The 16,919-nt window shown below is 58.7% G+C and carries 15 protein-coding genes; 12 read left to right on the top strand and 3 right to left on the bottom strand.

Features of this window, described 5'->3' with window-relative positions:
* The first annotated feature begins 55 nt into the window (after window positions 1-55).
* The 10 genes from J0X15_RS01810 (at window position 56) to J0X15_RS01765 (ending at window position 11,425) form a co-directional block, all read left to right on the top strand.
* Complete coding sequence (locus J0X15_RS01810) at window positions 56-844, top strand: SDR family oxidoreductase (protein WP_206937760.1); 789 nt, start codon at window positions 56-58, stop codon at window positions 842-844.
* A 47-nt stretch (window positions 845-891) separates the two neighbouring features.
* Window positions 892-1,827: a BKACE family enzyme gene (locus tag J0X15_RS01805; RefSeq protein WP_206937759.1), complete on the top strand. Its 936-nt coding sequence runs from the start codon at window positions 892-894 to the stop codon at window positions 1,825-1,827.
* Window positions 1,828-1,937: 110 nt separating this feature from the next.
* On the top strand, window positions 1,938-2,846 hold the full coding sequence (locus J0X15_RS01800) for an SDR family NAD(P)-dependent oxidoreductase (RefSeq protein WP_231710238.1): 909 nt from the start codon (window positions 1,938-1,940) through the stop codon (window positions 2,844-2,846).
* A gap of 421 nt (window positions 2,847-3,267) precedes the next feature.
* Window positions 3,268-4,497 carry a transporter substrate-binding domain-containing protein gene (locus J0X15_RS01795; protein WP_206937758.1) on the top strand — a complete coding sequence of 410 codons (1,230 nt, stop codon included), beginning with the start codon at window positions 3,268-3,270 and terminating at the stop codon, window positions 4,495-4,497.
* The gene (locus J0X15_RS01790) at window positions 4,494-5,105 is read left to right on the top strand and encodes an ANTAR domain-containing response regulator (RefSeq protein ID WP_206937757.1); all 612 of its coding nucleotides are present in this window, start codon (window positions 4,494-4,496) and stop codon (window positions 5,103-5,105) included. The genes J0X15_RS01795 and J0X15_RS01790 overlap by 4 nt, the downstream gene beginning before the upstream one ends.
* The gene (locus J0X15_RS01785) at window positions 5,102-6,001 is read left to right on the top strand and encodes an ABC transporter permease (RefSeq protein ID WP_209014997.1); all 900 of its coding nucleotides are present in this window, start codon (window positions 5,102-5,104) and stop codon (window positions 5,999-6,001) included. Before J0X15_RS01790 ends, J0X15_RS01785 begins: the two co-directional genes overlap by 4 nt.
* Window positions 6,002-6,004: 3 nt before the next feature.
* On the top strand, window positions 6,005-6,925 hold the full coding sequence (locus tag J0X15_RS01780; protein WP_206937753.1) for an ABC transporter permease: 921 nt from the start codon (window positions 6,005-6,007) through the stop codon (window positions 6,923-6,925).
* A 72-nt stretch (window positions 6,926-6,997) separates the two neighbouring features.
* Entirely contained in the window at window positions 6,998-8,632 is a 1,635-nt protein-coding gene (locus J0X15_RS01775; protein WP_206937750.1) for an ABC transporter substrate-binding protein, read from the top strand.
* Complete coding sequence (locus tag J0X15_RS01770) at window positions 8,622-9,575, top strand: acetamidase/formamidase family protein (protein ID WP_206937747.1); 954 nt, start codon at window positions 8,622-8,624, stop codon at window positions 9,573-9,575. Before J0X15_RS01775 ends, J0X15_RS01770 begins: the two co-directional genes overlap by 11 nt.
* A gap of 62 nt (window positions 9,576-9,637) precedes the next feature.
* The gene (locus tag J0X15_RS01765) at window positions 9,638-11,425 is read left to right on the top strand and encodes an ABC transporter ATP-binding protein (protein WP_206937744.1); all 1,788 of its coding nucleotides are present in this window, start codon (window positions 9,638-9,640) and stop codon (window positions 11,423-11,425) included.
* Between the two features lie 6 nt (window positions 11,426-11,431).
* On the opposite strand, the gene J0X15_RS01760 is transcribed toward J0X15_RS01765, so the two are convergent.
* Complete coding sequence (locus tag J0X15_RS01760; RefSeq protein ID WP_206937741.1) at window positions 11,432-12,973, bottom strand: alkaline phosphatase family protein; 1,542 nt, start codon at window positions 12,971-12,973, stop codon at window positions 11,432-11,434.
* Window positions 12,974-13,170: 197 nt separating this feature from the next.
* On the opposite strand from J0X15_RS01760, the gene J0X15_RS01755 reads away from it, so the two are divergent.
* Window positions 13,171-14,103, top strand: coding sequence for a lysylphosphatidylglycerol synthase transmembrane domain-containing protein (locus tag J0X15_RS01755; RefSeq protein ID WP_206937740.1), 933 nt, complete (start codon window positions 13,171-13,173; stop codon window positions 14,101-14,103).
* Window positions 14,104-14,116: 13 nt separating this feature from the next.
* On the opposite strand, the gene J0X15_RS01750 is transcribed toward J0X15_RS01755, so the two are convergent.
* Window positions 14,117-14,869 (bottom strand): FkbM family methyltransferase, encoded by a 753-nt coding sequence (locus tag J0X15_RS01750; protein WP_209014994.1) that lies wholly within the window; start codon window positions 14,867-14,869, stop codon window positions 14,117-14,119.
* Window positions 14,866-15,660, bottom strand: a complete 795-nt coding sequence (locus tag J0X15_RS01745; protein ID WP_209014993.1) for a CDP-alcohol phosphatidyltransferase family protein — start codon at window positions 15,658-15,660, stop codon at window positions 14,866-14,868. Before J0X15_RS01745 ends, J0X15_RS01750 begins: the two co-directional genes overlap by 4 nt.
* A gap of 261 nt (window positions 15,661-15,921) precedes the next feature.
* Here J0X15_RS01745 and J0X15_RS01740 point away from each other — a divergent pair, with 261 nt between their 5' ends.
* Window positions 15,922-16,914 carry a zinc-dependent alcohol dehydrogenase gene (locus J0X15_RS01740; RefSeq protein WP_206937738.1) on the top strand — a complete coding sequence of 331 codons (993 nt, stop codon included), beginning with the start codon at window positions 15,922-15,924 and terminating at the stop codon, window positions 16,912-16,914.
* The last annotated feature ends 5 nt before the right edge of the window (window positions 16,915-16,919 follow it).

The raw sequence follows: 16,919 nt of genomic DNA, 5'->3' as shown, positions 1-16,919 counted from the left end.
CATCAGCGGGTTTGGAAGGACGGTTCGGACCAAGCCGGGCCGGGATCGGTAGAAAATGAAGATGATCGAAAAAATGCAGCCGCGGGCCGGTTTGCGGGTGCTCGTGACAGCAGGTGCTTCAGGAATTGGCGAGGCCATTGCGAGCGCCTTCCTTGAAACCGGCGCCAAGGTTCTGATCTGCGATATTGACGAAGCCTCTCTGCAGCGGGCGGAGCTGGCCTATCCGGGTATTCAGACGGTGAAGGCAGATGTTGCAAGCGAGGCGGATGTTGCGCGAATGCTGGATCTGGCACGCGAACGCTTCGGCGGGCTGGATGTACTGGTCAACAATGCCGGCATCTCAGGTCCAACGGGGGCGATCGATGCGCTGGAGCTGGACGAGATCCGCGCCACCCTCGACATCAACTTGCTCGGCCAGTTTCTCGTTGTGCAAAAGTCGGCGGCGATGCTACGGGAAAGCGACGCCGGAGCGATTATCAATGTGTCTTCGGTCGCCGGGCGGCTGGGCTATGGCCTGCGAACGCCCTACGCCGCGACCAAATGGGGCATTGTTGGTTTGACGCAGAGTCTGGCCAAGGAAATGGGTCCCGATGGCATCCGGGTCAATGCTATCCTTCCAGGAATCGTTCGCGGTCCGCGCATGGAGAATGTCATCCGCTCGCGGGCAGAAGCAGAAGGCGTGTCCTACGCTGATATGGAACAGCAATATCTGGCTAATATCTCCCTGCGACGCATGGTCGACCCGGAAGATATTGCTTCCATGGCGCTGTTTCTTTGTTCCCCGGCCGGAGCCAACATATCCGGGCAGGCGATCAGTGTGTGTGGCAACGTCGAAACGATCTGAATGCATAAGGAACAAAACGACGAAAGCGTCGGGAGGAGAGACTACTCATGGCAAAGCCGAGCCGTAAAATCATCATCACCTGTGCAATCACCGGGGGCATTCACACTCCGAGCATGTCACCGCACCTGCCGGTCAATTCCGACCAGATTGCGACGCATGCGATTGAAGCGGCGGCTGCAGGCGCTTCGATCCTGCACCTGCATGCAAGGACAGCGGAAGACGGACGCCCGACGCAAGACCCCGCGGCATTCGCGGAATTCCTGCCGAGGGTCAAGCAGTCGACTGATGCGGTTTTGAACCTGACGACCGGTGGCAGTCCGACGATGACTGTAGAAGAGCGCCTGCGCCCGGCCACACACTTTGCACCGGAGGTCGCCTCCCTCAATATGGGGTCGATGAATTTCGGCTTGTATCCGATGCTGGACCGCTACAAGGAATTCCAGCATGAATGGGAGCCGGCGTATCTGGAAAAGACCCGTGACACGGTCTTCAAGAATACCTTCAAGGACATTGAGTTCATCCTGGAATCTTGTTCCGGCAACGGCACCCGCTTTGAATTCGAATGCTACGATACCAGTCACCTTTATAACCTTGCGCATTTCCGTGACCGTGGTCTGGTCAAGGGGCCGCTGTTCATCCAGACGGTGTTCGGCATTCTGGGTGGTATCGGTACGCATCCGGAAGATATCGCGCATATGCGTCGCACGGCGGATCGGCTGTTTGGAGATGATTATGTCTGGTCGGTTCTTGGGGCTGGGCGACATCAGATGCCGATCACCACGATGGCAGCATCGATGGGCGGCAACGTCCGCGTCGGGCTGGAAGATTCCCTTTGGGATGGACCTGGTACACTGGCCAAGACAAATGCCGATCAGGTGCGCCGCGTGCGCAAGGTGATCGAGGGGCTCGGTCTTGAAGTCGCCTCGCCGCAAGAGGCGCGCCAGATGCTGGATTTGAAGGGCGGCGATCAGGTTGGTTTTTAAATTGGGTAAAGAGGTGTAGGTGCTTAAGCGCGCTGGGAATTAGAAATGTCCGGCGCGTTGCCGTGCTGTGGTCTTTGCTGCAGATGGACTGGATCAAGAGGAAACTTGGAATGACTTTGAACGGGCGCGTGGCGATTGTGACAGGGGCCGGTGGTGGACTGGGGCGTTGCCACGCCTTGCAACTGGCGCGCCTCGGCGCAAAGGTCGTCGTCAATGACATGAATGGGGATGCCGCTGTAGCTGTCGCGGATGAGATCATTGCAGCCGGTGGTGAGGCCTTTGGCTTTGGCGCATCGGTGACGGATGAAGCTGCGGTTGCGGCCATGGTTTCCAAATCGCTGGAGACCTGGGGTCAGGTAGATATCCTGATCAACAACGCCGGCATTCTGCGCGACAAGTCCTTCGCCAAGATGAGCCTGGATGATTTCCGACTGGTGGTCGACGTTCACCTGATGGGATCTGTCATCTGCACCAAGGCTGTCTGGGAGATCATGCGGCGGCAGGGCTATGGCCGCATCGTGATGACCACCTCGTCGTCGGGGCTGTATGGTAACTTTGGTCAGTCCAACTATGGCGCAGCCAAAATGGCGTTGGTCGGTTTGATGCAGACGCTGGCGCTGGAAGGTGACAAGTACAACATAAAGGTCAATGCGCTGGCGCCGACGGCTGCAACACAGATGACCGACGGCATCCTTCAGAATGAGGCTCTTGAGCAATTGGCTCCGGCGAAAGTCAGTGCTGGCCTGTTAGCTCTTGTGGGGGAGGCGGCACCGACCCGTCAGATCCTGTGCGCGGGGGCGGGGCATTTCGCTCAGGCCCATGTGACACTGACCGAGGGCGTTTATGTCGGGTCGGGCGCGGATGCGCCTGAGCAGGTGGTTTCTGAATGGGAGCAGATCGGCGCGCGGGGTGGCGATATCGTACCGGCCTACGGTTTCACTCAATGCGAGCGTGAAGTTGCCAGTGCGGAGAGGGCCGCGATCTCCTCTGGGACGGCGCCTATGAAGGCGTCTGTTTGAGTTCTCGAACTCATTCATCCGGCAGGTTTTGTGTCGAGCTTCTGCTTTCCCCGTTGAAAAAGCTGCAGCTTCTCTGAACCAGTACCGAAATGTGACTATTTATTGTGCACAAGGTCGATTGAGTGCGAACTGGGTTTCGGCGCTGAATTTACATAGAAATTGTGTACAATCCAACGTTTGGAAAAGCATCAGTCTGTTTAAGGTTTGCCTGTTTGGTTTGTATGCATGCCGTTTCTTTGTGCGTTCACAAGATTGACAAGAACCGCTGGCATCGCGATTGTTAGTGCTACATAGCGGACACGATGTTCCGTTCGGCAATTGGGCCCCGATCTTTCGCAAGCTGTAACCGGCTGCGGGTCGGGGTTTTTTTATGTTCTGGTGCGGGAATTCAGCACCAGGGCGCAGCAAGTGGGTTGAGGCGATGGCTGGGATTGAAATCCCCGTAGGTGTGCTGTTTTCAAGCACCGGCTCCTATTCTGTTATCGGGCGAGAGGGCTACCACGGTGCGATGACGGCGATCTCTGAGGTCAATGCCTCCGACCTGTTCGACTTCAGCTTCAAGGCGATCACAGCCGATCCGGCTTGTCGGGCCGAGACCTATGCAGTGCTTGCCAATCAGATGATGGCAAAAAATGACTGTGGTCATATTATTGGTTGCCAGACGTCCTGGAGCCGCAAGGAGCTTCTTCCGGTGCTGGAAAGGCACCAGGGTTTGCTCTGGTACTCGGTGCCTTACGAAGGCTTCGAGAGCCACGACCGGGTGATCTATTCGGGTGCCTGCCCGAACCAGAATGTCGTCCCGCTGTTCCAGCATATTTTGCCGCAATTTGGAAAGCGCGCCTTCCTCATCGGCTCGAACTATATCTGGGGCTGGGAAATGAACCGCATCGCGCGGGAGCTACTGGCTGCCGAGGACGGTGCTGTTCTGGGCGAGCGTTATGTGGCGTTGGGGGATGTCGACATTGATCATCTGATCACAGAGATTGTCGAAACCCGGCCTGACTTCATCTTCAACAACCTGATCGGCGACAGCAGCTATGCCTTTCTCCGGGCATTGCGGGACCTGGGCGAGCGTGATCCGGCGTTCCGTCCCGACGTGATGCCGGTTCTGAGCTGCAACCTGACGGAAGCTGAACTGCCGATCATCGGGGCCGCGGCCGATGGGGTCATTTCCACCGCCTCCTACTTTGAGACCGCCGACTATCCGAAGAACGTCGACTTCGTTCGCCGCATGCATCAGCTGCACGGAGAGGAGCGGGGCGTTTCGGCCATGTTCACCGGACCCTATCAGGCGGTTTGGGCATTGGCCCAGGCGATCAAGGCATGCGGTTCGGCCGATCCGGATGAAGTGCGCGACGTTCTGACGAAAATGCCGTTGCCGACACCGGTAGGCGATTTGCATATCGATAGGTCGACCCAGCATGCGACACTGACGCCGTTCATTGGTGTCGTTGAAGGTGCTGCACAAGGAGCTGCGGGCCGTGCGGCGTTTCGGGTCATCAACCCGCAGGCTCGACGCCTCGCACCAGATCCCTATCTGGTCAATCTAAACAGTGAACGAAACGAGCGCTTGCGCGACGCTGTTGTTCTGACGTCAGAGGTGGAAGATCCGCTTGCCGGTGACGCTGGGTTTCTGAGGGTGGTCAAATGAGACTGAAGGCCTTCAAGACACCAAATTTTCGCGGCTGGAAGGCCGTGGTACTGCACCGCCCGCATCAGGATGTGGAGCGGTTGACACGCCAGCTTGAACGCCTTGGCATGGACGTGACGTGCGTCTGGCCGGAGCTGTCAGCCGAGCACCGCAATGCCGACATTGTGTTGTTTGACGCGGATATGGGGCACGAGGAGCAATTCCCTTGGCCGCAGTCGGATCTGCCGATGCCGATGGTTGCGCTGATCGGCTCGGAAGCTCCGGGCCGGGTTGAGTGGGCCATTCAGCGCGGAGCCGGCGCACACCTCAGCAAGCCGATTGGATCGACCGGGGTCTTCGGGGCGCTGGTCGTTGCCGTGCGCTCCTTTCAGACCCATTGGGACTCCGCCAACCGCATCGCCGATCTGGAATCGCGTCTGACGCGGCGGCCGAATGTGGTCGAGGCCGTGCTGTTTTTGATGGACGTGCACAAGTGCGACTCGACCGAGGCCTATGGACACCTGAGGTCGCTGTCGATGGCCGGCCGTGTGTCGATTGAAGATGCCGCCGACGCGCTGGTTGCGCAGGCTGCCGGTCAGGGTCCGGAATGGAAGCAGGGAAGGGAATGAGTGTGAGTGAAACCGTGGTGCAGCAGGCCGTCGTCGAGCCGCAGGAGAGAAGCGTCTTGCGTCGACTTCTTGCGCGCAAACTGGCGCTGTTTGCCTTGGTCCTGATTGTGGTGATCGTCGGTGCCGCCCTGTTTGCGCCGCTGGTCGCGCCGTTTGATCCGAACGAGCAGTTTTTCGAGGGGCTGACACTGGAAGGGGCGCCTTTGCCACCGGGGGCGGAATTCTGGCTCGGAACGGATCTGCTCGGCCGCGACCTGCTGTCCCGCCTGATCTACGGCGCGCAGACCTCGCTCATCATCGGTATCGTCGCCAACGGCATTGCGGTTGCGGTCGGTGCACTTGTCGGCATTCTCGCCGGGTTCTTCCGGGGCTGGGTTGAGACCATCCTGATGCGCTTCACCGATCTGATGATGGCGTTTCCCGCGCTTCTTCTGGCGATCACGCTTGCTGCTCTGTTTCGCCCGTCCTTGTGGATCGTCGCGATGGTGATTGCGATGGTCAACTGGGTGCAGATGGCGCGAGTTGTCTACACCGAGACGCGCTCCCTGTCAGAGCGTGAGTTCATCGTGGCCGAACGCTCGATGGGGGCAGGGACGTTCCGCATTCTGTTCAAGCACATCCTGCCGCACCTGCTCTCATCCATCGTCGTGTTTGGCACGCTGGGAATTTCGACAACAGTGCTGCTCGAGGCAACGCTTAGCTATCTCGGCATTGGCGTTCAGCCGCCGACGCCCTCATGGGGCAACATCATCTACGAGAACCAGACCTATTTCACTTCTGCGCCCTGGCTGGTGTTCATCCCTGGCATTGCGATCATCGCACTGGCGCTTGGGTTCAACCTGTTGGGGGATGCCTTGCGCGAAGTTCTGGACCCGACCCAGAAAGGGAGGCACTGAGCCATGGGCAGCTATATTGCGCGCCGTATCCTGCAGTCTCTGCTGATCCTGCTCGGCATTTCCTTCCTGACGTTTGTGCTGCTTTATCTGATCCCGGCCGATCCGGCTCGTCAGATCGCCGGACGCAGTGCGACGGTTCAAACAGTCGAGAACATTCGTGAGCAGCTTGGTCTGAACTTGCCGTTCTACCAGCAGTATTTCCGCTATCTGACCGGGCTGGTTCAGGGTGACCTTGGGCGCTCGTACCTGCAGAAGACGGAAGTCGGGGAGCTGATTGTCTCACGTCTGCCGGCAACGCTTCTGCTGATGTTGGGGGCAATCGTCAGTGAGTTGATCATCGGGCTTTCCATGGGGCTGCTCGCGGCACTGAAGCGTAATACGGCCGTGGATAATGGCTTGATGGTCCTGTCCTTCGTCGGCGTGTCCTCGCCGCAGTTCGTGATTGGAATCCTGCTGCTCTACGTGTTCGCCGTGCAGCTCGGCTGGTTCCCCATTGGCGGCTACGGCACCTTCATGCACATGGTTCTGCCGTCCCTGACCCTGGGGTTTCTCGGTGCCGGCTGGTACTCGCGCATGATGCGCTCTTCCATGATCGATGTTCTGCGCCAGGACTTCATCCGCACAGCCCGTGCCAAGGGCCTGAAGCGCTGGCAGGTGCTGTTCGGCCACGCCATGCCCAACGCCATGCTGCCAATCATTGCGATGATCGGCATCGATATCGGTCTCTTCATGAGCGGCATTGTCGTGGTGGAAAGCGTCTTCGGTTGGCCGGGTATCGGCCAACTCGCTTGGCAGGCCATTCAGCGGGTCGATATTCCGATCATCATGGGCGTCACCCTTGTTTCCGCATTCGCGATCGTTCTTGGCAACTTCGTCGCCGACTTGATCGCGCCTCTCATTGATCCAAGGATCAAACTGCGCTGATGCGCAAAACCTGCCGGACAAGCCGTCAACAGAGCGGCCCGGCGGACTTCACCTGAACCGGAGGTACTTCGTATGAAAAAAGCATTTTTGGCAGGAGCAGCTGCTCTCCTGACCGCGACAGCCCTGACATCGGTGGTGACGCCGGCGCTCGCGGACGACATCAAACAGGGCGGCTCGATGATCGTCACCTACAAGGATGACGTCTCCACCCTTGACCCCGCCATTGGTTACGACTGGCAGAACTGGTCGATGATCAAGAGCCTGTTCGATGGTCTGATGGACTACGAGCCGGGAACCACCAACCTGATGAAGGATCTGGCGGAAGACTACACCATTTCCGACGATGGCACGGTTTTCACGTTCAAGCTGCGCGAGGGCGTCAAGTTTCACAACGGCCGCGAAATGACCGCGGAAGACGTAAAGTATTCCCTCGACCGTGTCACCAATCCGAAGACCCAGAGCCCAGGCGCCGGCTTCTTCGGTTCGATCAAGGGCTTTGACGAGGTTGCAGCCGGTGAGGCCGAAGGTCTGTCCGGTGTGACTGTGGTCGATCCTTATACAGTGAAGATTGAGCTGTCCCGTCCGGACGCGACCTTCCTGCATGTGATGGCGATCAACTTCTCGTCCATCGTTCCGAAGGAAACGGTTGAGGAATTCGGCGCAGATTTCGGCAAGCATCCTGTCGGCACGGGCGCCTTCTCCCTGGAAGACTGGACACTCGGTCAGCACCTGATCTTCAAGCGCAACGAAGATTATTGGCGGGCAGGTGTTCCGAAGCTCGACCAGATCACCTTTGAGGTCGGTCAGGAGCCGATTGTTGCCCTGCTGCGCTTGCAGCGCGGTGAAGCCGACATTCCGGGCGATGGTATCCCTCCGGCAAAGTTCCTCGAAGTGACCCAGGACGATCAATACAAGGACCTGATCATCGAGGGTGGTCAGCTGCACACGGGCTACGTCACCATGAACGTCAAGATGCCGCCGTTCGACAAGGTTGAGGTCCGCAAGGCCGTCAACATGGCGATCAACAAGGACCGCATCATCCGCATCATCAATGGCCGTGCCGTTGCTGCCAACCAGCCGCTGCCGCCGTCCATGCCGGGCTACGACAACAACTACGAAGGCTATCCGTTCGATCCGGAAGCGGCCAAGGCGCTTCTGGCTGAAGCTGGACTGCCGGATGGCTTCGAGACGGAAATCTACGTCTACAACACCGATCCGAACCCGCGGATTACACAGGCCATACAGGCTGACCTTGCCGCCATCGGCATCAAGGCAGAGATCAAGGCACTGGCACAGGCCAACGTCATTGCTGCCGGTGGTGAGCCGGATCAGGCTCCGATGATCTGGTCGGGTGGCATGGCCTGGATCGCCGACTTCCCGGATCCGTCCAACTTCTACGGTCCGATCTTGGGCTGTTCGGGCGCGGTCAAGGGCGGCTGGAACTGGTCCTGGTATTGCAACGAAGAGCTGGACGCGATGGCGACCGAAGCCGACAGCATCACCGACCCGGCCAAGAAAGCCGAGCGTGAGGAAATGTGGCGGAAGATTTTCATCTCCGTGATGGATGACGCCGCTTGGGCTCCGGTCTTCCACGAGCAGCGATACACCATGCGGTCCGAACGTCTGGGTGGCCCCGATGCCATCTTCGTCGATCCGGTCCACATCCCTGTCAACTACGACTACGTTTGGGCGAAAGATGTGCAGTAACTGCAAGGCCGCCGCATATACGATCCATGCGGCTCAGCACCATTTCGGTTGGGACAACTCGTTTGCCCCGACCGAAAAGGTGGCTCCGGGCACCGTCCTGGAGTTTGAATGTCTGGACAGCTCCGCCGGTCAATTGACCCCGGACAGCACCGTTCAGGACGTTGCCGACATGGACTTCGGCAAGATCAATCCGGTCAATGGCCCCATCTATGTGGATGGGGCGGAACCGGGGGATGCGCTTGTGGTGAAGATCCACGAGTTCAAGCCCTCCGGCTTTGGCTGGACGGCGAATATACCCGGTTTCGGCCTGTTGGCGGATCAGTTCAAGGAGCCTGCGCTCCATGTCTGGTCCTACGACAAGGACAAGCTGGGAACATCGGCCTTTGCCCCGTTCGGCAAGGTGCCGTTGAAGCCATTTGCCGGGACCATTGGTGTTGCGCCTGCTGAAGCGGGTTTGCACTCCATCGTGCCGCCACGGCGCGTTGGCGGGAACCTCGACATTCGTGATCTTGCCGCGGGAACAACCCTGTATCTTCCGGTGGAAGTGGCGGGCGCCCTGTTTTCCATCGGTGACACCCATGCTGCGCAGGGCGACGGCGAAGTCTGTGGAACGGCGATTGAAAGCCCGATGAACACGGTTGTCGAGCTGGACCTGATCAAGGGTGCCAATCTCAAGATGCCGCGTTTCGAGACCCCTGGTCCCGTGACGCGCCACCTCGACGAGATGGGCTACGAAGTCACGACAGGCATCGGGTCCGATCTGTATGAGGGGGCCCAGGCGGCTGTCTCCAACATGATCGACCTGCTGTGCGCGCGTCACAACTATTCTGCAGTGGAAGCTTACATGCTCTGCTCGGTCTGTGGTGACCTACGCATTTCGGAAATCGTCGATGCGCCCAATTGGGTGGTGTCGTTCTATTTCCCGAAAGTGGTGTTGAACTAACCCCAACTGGCCGGGCTGCGGCCCGGCCTTTTTTGTTTTGAAATTCAGAGATGTTCTCCCGCATGAGCCAGTCAATGTCCGCCGCCAGCACGACCGCCAAGACCGTTTTGAGCGTTCGCGAGCTCAAGACCGCCGTGGCAACGCCGAACGGCCAGAAGATCGTCGTCGACGGCTTGAGCTTTGACCTGCATGAAGGCGAGACCATCTGCATTGCCGGCGAGTCCGGGTCGGGCAAGTCGATGACGGCGTTGTCGATCATGGGGCTTTTGCCGGAGCCGATGGCGCGGGTCGCCGGTGGATCGATCCATCTGGGGGAGCGTGAGCTGACCGGGTTGAGAGAGAGCGAGATGCGCTCCGTGCGTGGTGATGATATTGCCATGATCTTTCAGGAGCCGATGACCTCGCTCAATCCGGTTCTGACCATAGGACGGCAACTGCGTGAAGCGGTTCTGGCGCATGAAAGCGTCTCGCGCCGGGAGGCGGATCGGCGGGCTTTGGACGCCATGAAAGCCGTGCGCCTGTCTGAGCCCGAGCGCCGCATGACGCAGTATCCGCATGAGTTGTCCGGTGGCATGCGTCAGCGGGTGATGATCGCGATGGCGCTCGCCTGCCATCCGAAGGTGCTGATTGCCGATGAGCCAACCACAGCGCTCGATGTGACCATCCAGGCACAGATCCTGCAGCTGATGCGGGACCTGCAGAAGGAAACCGGCACCGCGATCATTCTGATCACCCATGACATGGGTGTTGTCGCCGAAATGGCCGACCGGGTGATTGTCATGCAGCACGGCAAGATCGTCGAAGACAATGACGTGCTGCCGTTGTTTGAGAATCCGCGCGATCCTTATACGGCGGAGCTTCTCGCTGCTGTGCCCAAACTCGGTGCGATGGCAGGGAAGGACCCGGCCAATGTCCATGCCGGTGACATGCTTTCTGCAAAGGTGCTGGAGGTTGATGACCTGACGGTGCGTTTCGATCTGAAGGGCGGCGTTCTCAACCGGGTTGTCTCGCGCGTTCACGCGGTCGAAGGCGTCAGCTTCGAGCTGGCGCGCGGTGAAACGCTCGGGCTGGTCGGAGAAAGCGGTTGTGGCAAGTCGACCATCGGCAAGGCGCTGATGAACCTGGTGCCCTGGGAGGGCTCCATCAGGGTTTCTGGCGAGCATGTGGTGAAAGCCAAGACGGCGGCAGCGGATCGTGCTTACCGACGAAACCTGCAGATGGTGTTTCAGGATCCCTACGCCTCGCTTGATCCGCGGATGACTGTCGGGGATCTGGTCGGCGAACCGCTGATCATTCACGGTTTGGCAAAGGGACAGGAATTGCAAGACCGGGTGGCCGGACTGTTCCACCGTGTCGGCCTGACACCGGATCAGATGAGACGGCACCCGCATGAGTTCTCCGGCGGTCAGCGGCAGCGCATCTGTATTGCCCGCGCACTGGCCTTGTCGCCGAAGGTGATCATTGCGGATGAAAGCGTCTCGGCCCTGGATGTCTCGGTGCAGGCGCAAGTGCTGGATCTTCTGAAAGAGCTTCAGGAGGAGATGGGGCTGGCCTATCTCTTCATCTCGCACGACATGGCTGTTGTGGAACAGGTCTCGCACCGGGTTGCGGTCATGTATATCGGCCAGATCGTCGAGATGGGCACACGCCGACAGATCTTCGAAAACCCCCAACATCCCTATACGCGCAAGTTGATGAAGGCCGTTCCGATCCCTGATCCGGCGCTACGCCGGGGGGTGTTCGAGGTCCCGAGCGGTGAAATCCCGTCCCCGATCATGCCGCTGGGTCATGATGTCGAACGGGTACAGTTTCTCGACCTCGGAGACCGTCACCTGGTGGCGCAGAGCTGATGTCGTTCATTCAGCTTCTGATTCCGCGTTCAGCGTTTCCGGCTCACCGTTCTTGCTGAACGCGGTGATCAGCCGGTCGCGCATGGAGTGCATGGGATGCTCTGGTGTGTCGCGGTCTGGGGTCATGCCGGAGGTGAAACCGGTCGACTGAAAGCGGTCAACCAACGCCTTGTCCTGGCTGATGATATGAAGCGGCACGGCACGGGAAGCGTGCAGGCCGGTGATGATCGCGGCCGGCTGATGGTCGCCGAGCACAATGAAAATCGCATCTTCCCCAAAGCGGGCGATATAGTCCGCGATGGTCTGCAGCGAATAGTCGACGGCCTTAATGTACTGACGCTGAACCCTTGCCGGGTCAGACCAGACCACCGCTGGCGGGTCGCCACGTTCCGCCTGACTATTGAAGATCGTGCCATCGCCGACATGCTGCCAGTCGATCAGCTCGGGAATAGGCGTCCAGGGGGCGTGGCTGGAGATCAAGGCGATCTCGCTCATGACCGCTTGGGATCTGGCGTGTGCTAGCCTGCGGACGCGGGTTTCGAAGGCACTCAAGGTATATTGATCGGGCATTGTCACCCAGTTGAAGGGCTTGCCACGATACCCGAGGTCGTCGGACGCGAAGATCTGATCATAGCCGAAATAGGCGGCTTCCGGCCACTCCATGGTGATCGCCGGCATCACGGCTGAAGTTTGCCAGCCGGCATCGGCGAAGATCCGATTGAGACTGGGGCGGGTGCTGCGCATCAAGAGGTCGTAGCGCGCCTGACTGTCGACATTCAGCCCGGAGAGCAAGGTGCCATGTGCGAGCCAGCTCATGCCGCCGACGGTTGGTGACGTCAGCCAGGTGGTGGCGCTGGAAAATCCAGCCTGCGCCAGCTGAGCTTCGGCTCGCGCCAACCTGGGGCGGATCAGTCCTGCATAGGCAGGATCCTCGACTGCGCTGCGCCCATATGATTCCACGAAGATCAGCACCACATCGCGGCCCTTGATCGCCTGGAACAGATCTGGACGGCTTGCCACATCACTTCGGCTTTCCAGAGTGGTTTCGAAGCTATGCAGATCGACAATCGATCGGGTAATGAGGGTCAGCCGTCGGTCGAGATAATCATATGTTCGGGCGTGGGCGTTGCCTGGAGCCAAGCCGCCGGGACCTATCGCCCAGAGTGCCAGTCCAAGGGCGAGAAGCACCGTGACGATACCGATGGCAAGATTTCGTCTTGGGCTTGGAAAGTCCGAAATCTGCCGTTGGGCCCAGACAAAGCTCGCGAATAGCGAGAGAAAAAGCCCGAGAACTGCTGCGATACCAAGGCCCGCCGCAATGCGTCCGAAGGCGCCGGAGGCGAAGTTCCAGCCGTTCCTGATCAGGTGAAAGTCCAGATAAGGGTTCACATCTCGCTGCAGCGCGGCTTGTGCCCCGTAATCGGCGAGTTTCAGGAAGAGCAAAGTGAAAACCACCAGCGCGAAAAGAATGCTAAGCAGCTTCGCCCCAGGACGCGGAAAGAATAGCAAGGCGAGCGCGATTAGTGGAATCTCAAGGGGGAGCCGCAAAAAAGCACTCCAGCTTAAGCCTGCCGGGTGATCTGGCAGGTTCAGTGCGCTTATTCCGATGAGTAGATAAAGAAGAACCGCGCTAACAAGCTTCCAATAAGGCTTGCGATGGGCCTTGCTGTCATCAATCCAAATGGTCATGTAGGTTCGAGCTCTGCTCGGATCTGATGGCCCGAGGGCGCGAAGAAAAGGACGACGTGTCTTTGCTGAAACTTGGGGTTCTTCCGATTGCTCTCAGTCTCGGGCTGCTGGCGGCAATCGCGGCGTTTGTCGATATTGGCGCCGTCTGGACCGCGCTTTCGGCTGTTTCGATACGCGCACTTGGCGCTGCCTTCGTGGTTGTTCAGCTTCAAATCTTGCTCTCCGCTCTGCGTTGGCGGTTTACGGCGAGACGGCTTAATCTGGATCTGCCGTTGGGAGAAGCCCTGCACGAATATTACATCGGCAGCAGCTTGAACCAGATCTTGCCAGGAGGTGTCGCTGGCGACGTTGTGCGGGCCTACCGCCAGAGGCAGGCTGGGCCAAGTGGCTGGAAACGTCCGGCCTCTGCGATTGTCCTGGAGCGTGTCTCCGGTCAACTCGCCTTCGTGCTTCTGATCGGCTTGGGTCTTTTCGCCTGGCCGTTGGTGCTTGCCGAGAGACTGCCTGTTGGGGCGACGGAAATCGCCTTGATCGTCGCCGGTTTTTTGAGCGTCGCGTCTGGCGCCTGCTTCGCCGTGTTTCGAAAGTCTACAAGCTCTCGGTTGTCTGGAATGCGGGAAGACTTGCTGGAAGTTTTCTGGCATCGAAAAGCCTTGGCGGTTCAGGTTGGGCTGAGCAGCCTCATTGTCCTGACCTATGTGATGACGTTCGCAATTGCATCTCATGCAGTCGGGGCGCCGCTTTCCGTCATAGCCTGCATAACCATCGTGCCCTTGAGCTTGCTGACCATGTTGATCCCGGCCAGCGTTGGCGGATGGGGAACACGTGAAATGGCGGCGGCAGCGCTTTGGCCAATCTTCGGCTATTCGCCGGAGCAAGGGGTGGCGGCAAGTCTGCTTTACGGCATTTTTTCGCTCGTAAGCGGCGGTTTTCCGGCGCTCGTGTTGATGATATGCGATGTTTGGCGAGGGCGTCTCGGCAAGACTTGAGCGGGGCATGAATTCACGCCTCCAGCTGGGCATAAATGTCACCGGACGGATCTTGCTCGCGCAGGGCTGACAGGAAATCCCGGATTTGGCTACCATCAACCCAGTCGGCTTGAGCAAACTTGTGTCGTTCTCCAGTCACCCGGTTGAAGCGATAGGGGCCGAGGGCTTCAAGACGTTGAATGCAGTCGACGGCGATAGACTTCGCAGCGGGCACATACTCAAAGGCGATAAGCTTCAAGGGCTGGTCCAATCCTTGGAGGATGTGGGCTTCTGCACCTTCGACGTCGATCTTGCAAAAGGCAGGTTTGCCATGGCGGGTGATCAACTGGGAGAGTGTGACCATCGGAACGTTTATCTCACGGTCCCAGACGACTTTTCGAAAGTCGGAGGACTGGCTTACGGTCGAGACAAACTCACGAGATATGCTGGTGACGGTCGGATGTCTCGAGGAGATCTGCAGCGTGACGTTTCCAGAGCAAGGGCCGACGGCGACTTGTTCCAGTGCCTTGAGCTGGCCAGAGAAATGCCGCTTCAGAAAGGCGGCAAAGACGGGTTGGGGCTCGATGGCTACAACATCTGCTCCAAGGCTGAGAAGGGTTTTGCTGCGGCTTCCGACATGCGCCCCGATATCGAAGACCAGGTCTCCGGGGGAAATCAAGTTGCGGTAGAAGCGCTTCAAATCACGCCGTCGCCAGGGCTGTCCATAGTAGATCAGCACTGATCGTAGAAGACCGAAGGTCTGTGAAAGCCGGTTCAGATGGGTCATGCCTGCGCGGCCTGACGGGTCAGCAGACTGGTGATGTCGACGGCAAAGGAATAGCTCAGCAAGACGAGGGCAGTTGCCGAGATCAAGTCGCTGACGGGTGAGGTGACAAAGGGAACAAGCGCAAAGCACAGCGCAGCGACCTGGATCACGCAGACAAGCTTGCGTCGGAAAGACGGCGGAAGTGGATTGCGGAGCCGTGCGGCGAAGCAGCTGGTGAGCACAAAGAGATAGCGCATCACGCCGATGAGCAGCACCCAGATGCCGGCTTTGCCCATGAGATAGACGGCAGCGGCCAGAAACAGGATGAAAAGCGCGTCGAGTTCCATGTCGAAGCGCGCGCCAAAGTCCGAGACTTGCCGGGTCTCACGGGCTAGATAGCCATCCACGCCATCCAGGATCAGGGCACAGGCGATCATCATCAATAGCGGCCACATCGCCGGGTCTGCTGGATGAAGGCCGTCAGCGAAGAAGAAAGCCGCACCAATCATCGAAACAAGAGCTGCGCGGATGGCCGTAACAAGATTGGCCGCGCCGAAACGTCTGTGACGATGATGTGGCAAGGCATAAAGCACAACCGCGTAAATCACGGCAAGCACGGCTGTTGCGGCGAGGATCACCTGCGTGCCGAGCGCCATGTGCGTGCCGACATAGATATAGCCCCCGATGGCCAGAAGGAAAATGGCTCCGAGCCAGCCAATCGCATTGCGCCGCAAGGCAGGCAGCGCTGGGGAAGGGGGCGTCTTAGAGGAGCTTTTGCCAAGTGTCGGCAGATAATCTTCCGCTTGTGTCATTGGGCCACTCTGCAGCTTCTCACATTGAGTTTTCAAGCGGTTGGTTCGCTTCTCATGATTTGGTGATCACGTCTCGACGGTTTTTACGGCAAAGCACATCGTCTGGATGACATGTGAGGTATGACCTGTTGATGCAGGGCAGGTAAAATTGAACACCGTGAAATTTTCTGTGCCTGTGGTGCTGGTAAGGCATGGCATCGTCGAGCAAATGACCTAATTTCAAGAAAAGCCTTATGAAACACGAGAGTAGGTCTTGCCGTTATGATCCATGCTGCTGAGGGACTGACTGCAACGGCCCTGTGGTTTCCTGCTGCTCAAGACTGTGAACTGCGCGCTGAGCCGTTGGGACGGGTGATTGCAGGCCAGGTGCAGGTCTGCACGCATTTTAGCGGCATAAGCCGGGGGACAGAGGCGCTTGTTTTTAATGGAAAGGTTCCGCAAAGCGAATGGGCGCGGATGCGCGGGCCGAACATGGAAGGTGACTTCGGATTTCCCGTCAAATACGGCTATGCGGTTGTCGGGCAGGTCGAGGCCGGACCGCGTGAGCTGGTTGGGCGTGATGTTTTCTGTCTGCATCCCCATCAGGATCGGTTCGTTGTCGACGCCACTCAGGTGACGCCGTTGCCTGAAGGGCTGACACCCGCGCGCGCTGTGTTGGCAGCGAACATGGAAACGGCGCTCAATATTGTCTGGGATGCTGAAATTCTGCCGGGAGACCGTGTTGCCGTTTTCGGGGCTGGAGTTGTCGGCGCGTTGGTGGCTTATCTCGCTTCGCAGATCCCGGGTTCAGAGGTCATCCTGATTGATCCAAGGTCATCGCGGCAGGTCATTGCCGAGGAGCTCGATGTCATATTTGCCGGTGCTGGCCACGAAGTGGACGGCTTTGGTGCGTTCGATATTCTCATCAATGCCTCTGCTTCCGGAGAGGCCTTGGCGGCGGCTCTCGACATGGCGGGACAGGAAGCCCGGATTGTCGAGGCGAGCTGGTATGGGGAAACGTCCATAGCGCTGATGCTGGGCGGCGCTTTCCATGCACGCAGGCTCAAACTCGTCAGCTCTCAGGTCGGAGCTATCCCTGCCTCGCGCCGGGCGCGTTGGGATTTCAGCCGACGCATGGCCAAGGCGCTGGAACTTCTGTTGGATGGCAGACTTGATGTCCTGATCTCTGGCGAAACCAAATTCGAAGACCTTGCTACGGTTTACCCAAGCATTCTCTCGGATCCGGATACCCTTTGCCATCGCATACTGTATTGAGGAAA

Source organism: Roseibium limicola, from assembly GCF_017313085.1.
Classification (GTDB): domain Bacteria; phylum Pseudomonadota; class Alphaproteobacteria; order Rhizobiales; family Stappiaceae; genus Roseibium; species Roseibium limicola.
This window is presented reverse-complemented; position numbering and strand designations above follow the sequence as displayed.

Excerpts from the sequence above, each read along its gene's own strand:
- J0X15_RS01810 (WP_206937760.1), top strand. The coding sequence starts at position 56 with ATGAAGATGATCGAAAAAATGCAGCCGCGGGCCGGTTTGCGGGTGCTC.
- J0X15_RS01805 (WP_206937759.1), top strand. The coding sequence starts at position 892 with ATGGCAAAGCCGAGCCGTAAAATCATCATCACCTGTGCAATCACCGGG.
- J0X15_RS01800 (WP_231710238.1), top strand. The coding sequence starts at position 1,938 with ATGACTTTGAACGGGCGCGTGGCGATTGTGACAGGGGCCGGTGGTGGA.
- J0X15_RS01795 (WP_206937758.1), top strand. The coding sequence starts at position 3,268 with ATGGCTGGGATTGAAATCCCCGTAGGTGTGCTGTTTTCAAGCACCGGC.
- J0X15_RS01790 (WP_206937757.1), top strand. The coding sequence starts at position 4,494 with ATGAGACTGAAGGCCTTCAAGACACCAAATTTTCGCGGCTGGAAGGCC.
- J0X15_RS01785 (WP_209014997.1), top strand. The coding sequence starts at position 5,102 with ATGAGTGTGAGTGAAACCGTGGTGCAGCAGGCCGTCGTCGAGCCGCAG.
- J0X15_RS01780 (WP_206937753.1), top strand. The coding sequence starts at position 6,005 with ATGGGCAGCTATATTGCGCGCCGTATCCTGCAGTCTCTGCTGATCCTG.
- J0X15_RS01775 (WP_206937750.1), top strand. The coding sequence starts at position 6,998 with ATGAAAAAAGCATTTTTGGCAGGAGCAGCTGCTCTCCTGACCGCGACA.
- J0X15_RS01770 (WP_206937747.1), top strand. The coding sequence starts at position 8,622 with ATGTGCAGTAACTGCAAGGCCGCCGCATATACGATCCATGCGGCTCAG.
- J0X15_RS01765 (WP_206937744.1), top strand. The coding sequence starts at position 9,638 with ATGAGCCAGTCAATGTCCGCCGCCAGCACGACCGCCAAGACCGTTTTG.
- J0X15_RS01750 (WP_209014994.1), bottom strand. The coding sequence starts at position 14,869 with ATGACCCATCTGAACCGGCTTTCACAGACCTTCGGTCTTCTACGATCA.
- J0X15_RS01745 (WP_209014993.1), bottom strand. The coding sequence starts at position 15,660 with ATGACACAAGCGGAAGATTATCTGCCGACACTTGGCAAAAGCTCCTCT.
- J0X15_RS01740 (WP_206937738.1), top strand. The coding sequence starts at position 15,922 with ATGATCCATGCTGCTGAGGGACTGACTGCAACGGCCCTGTGGTTTCCT.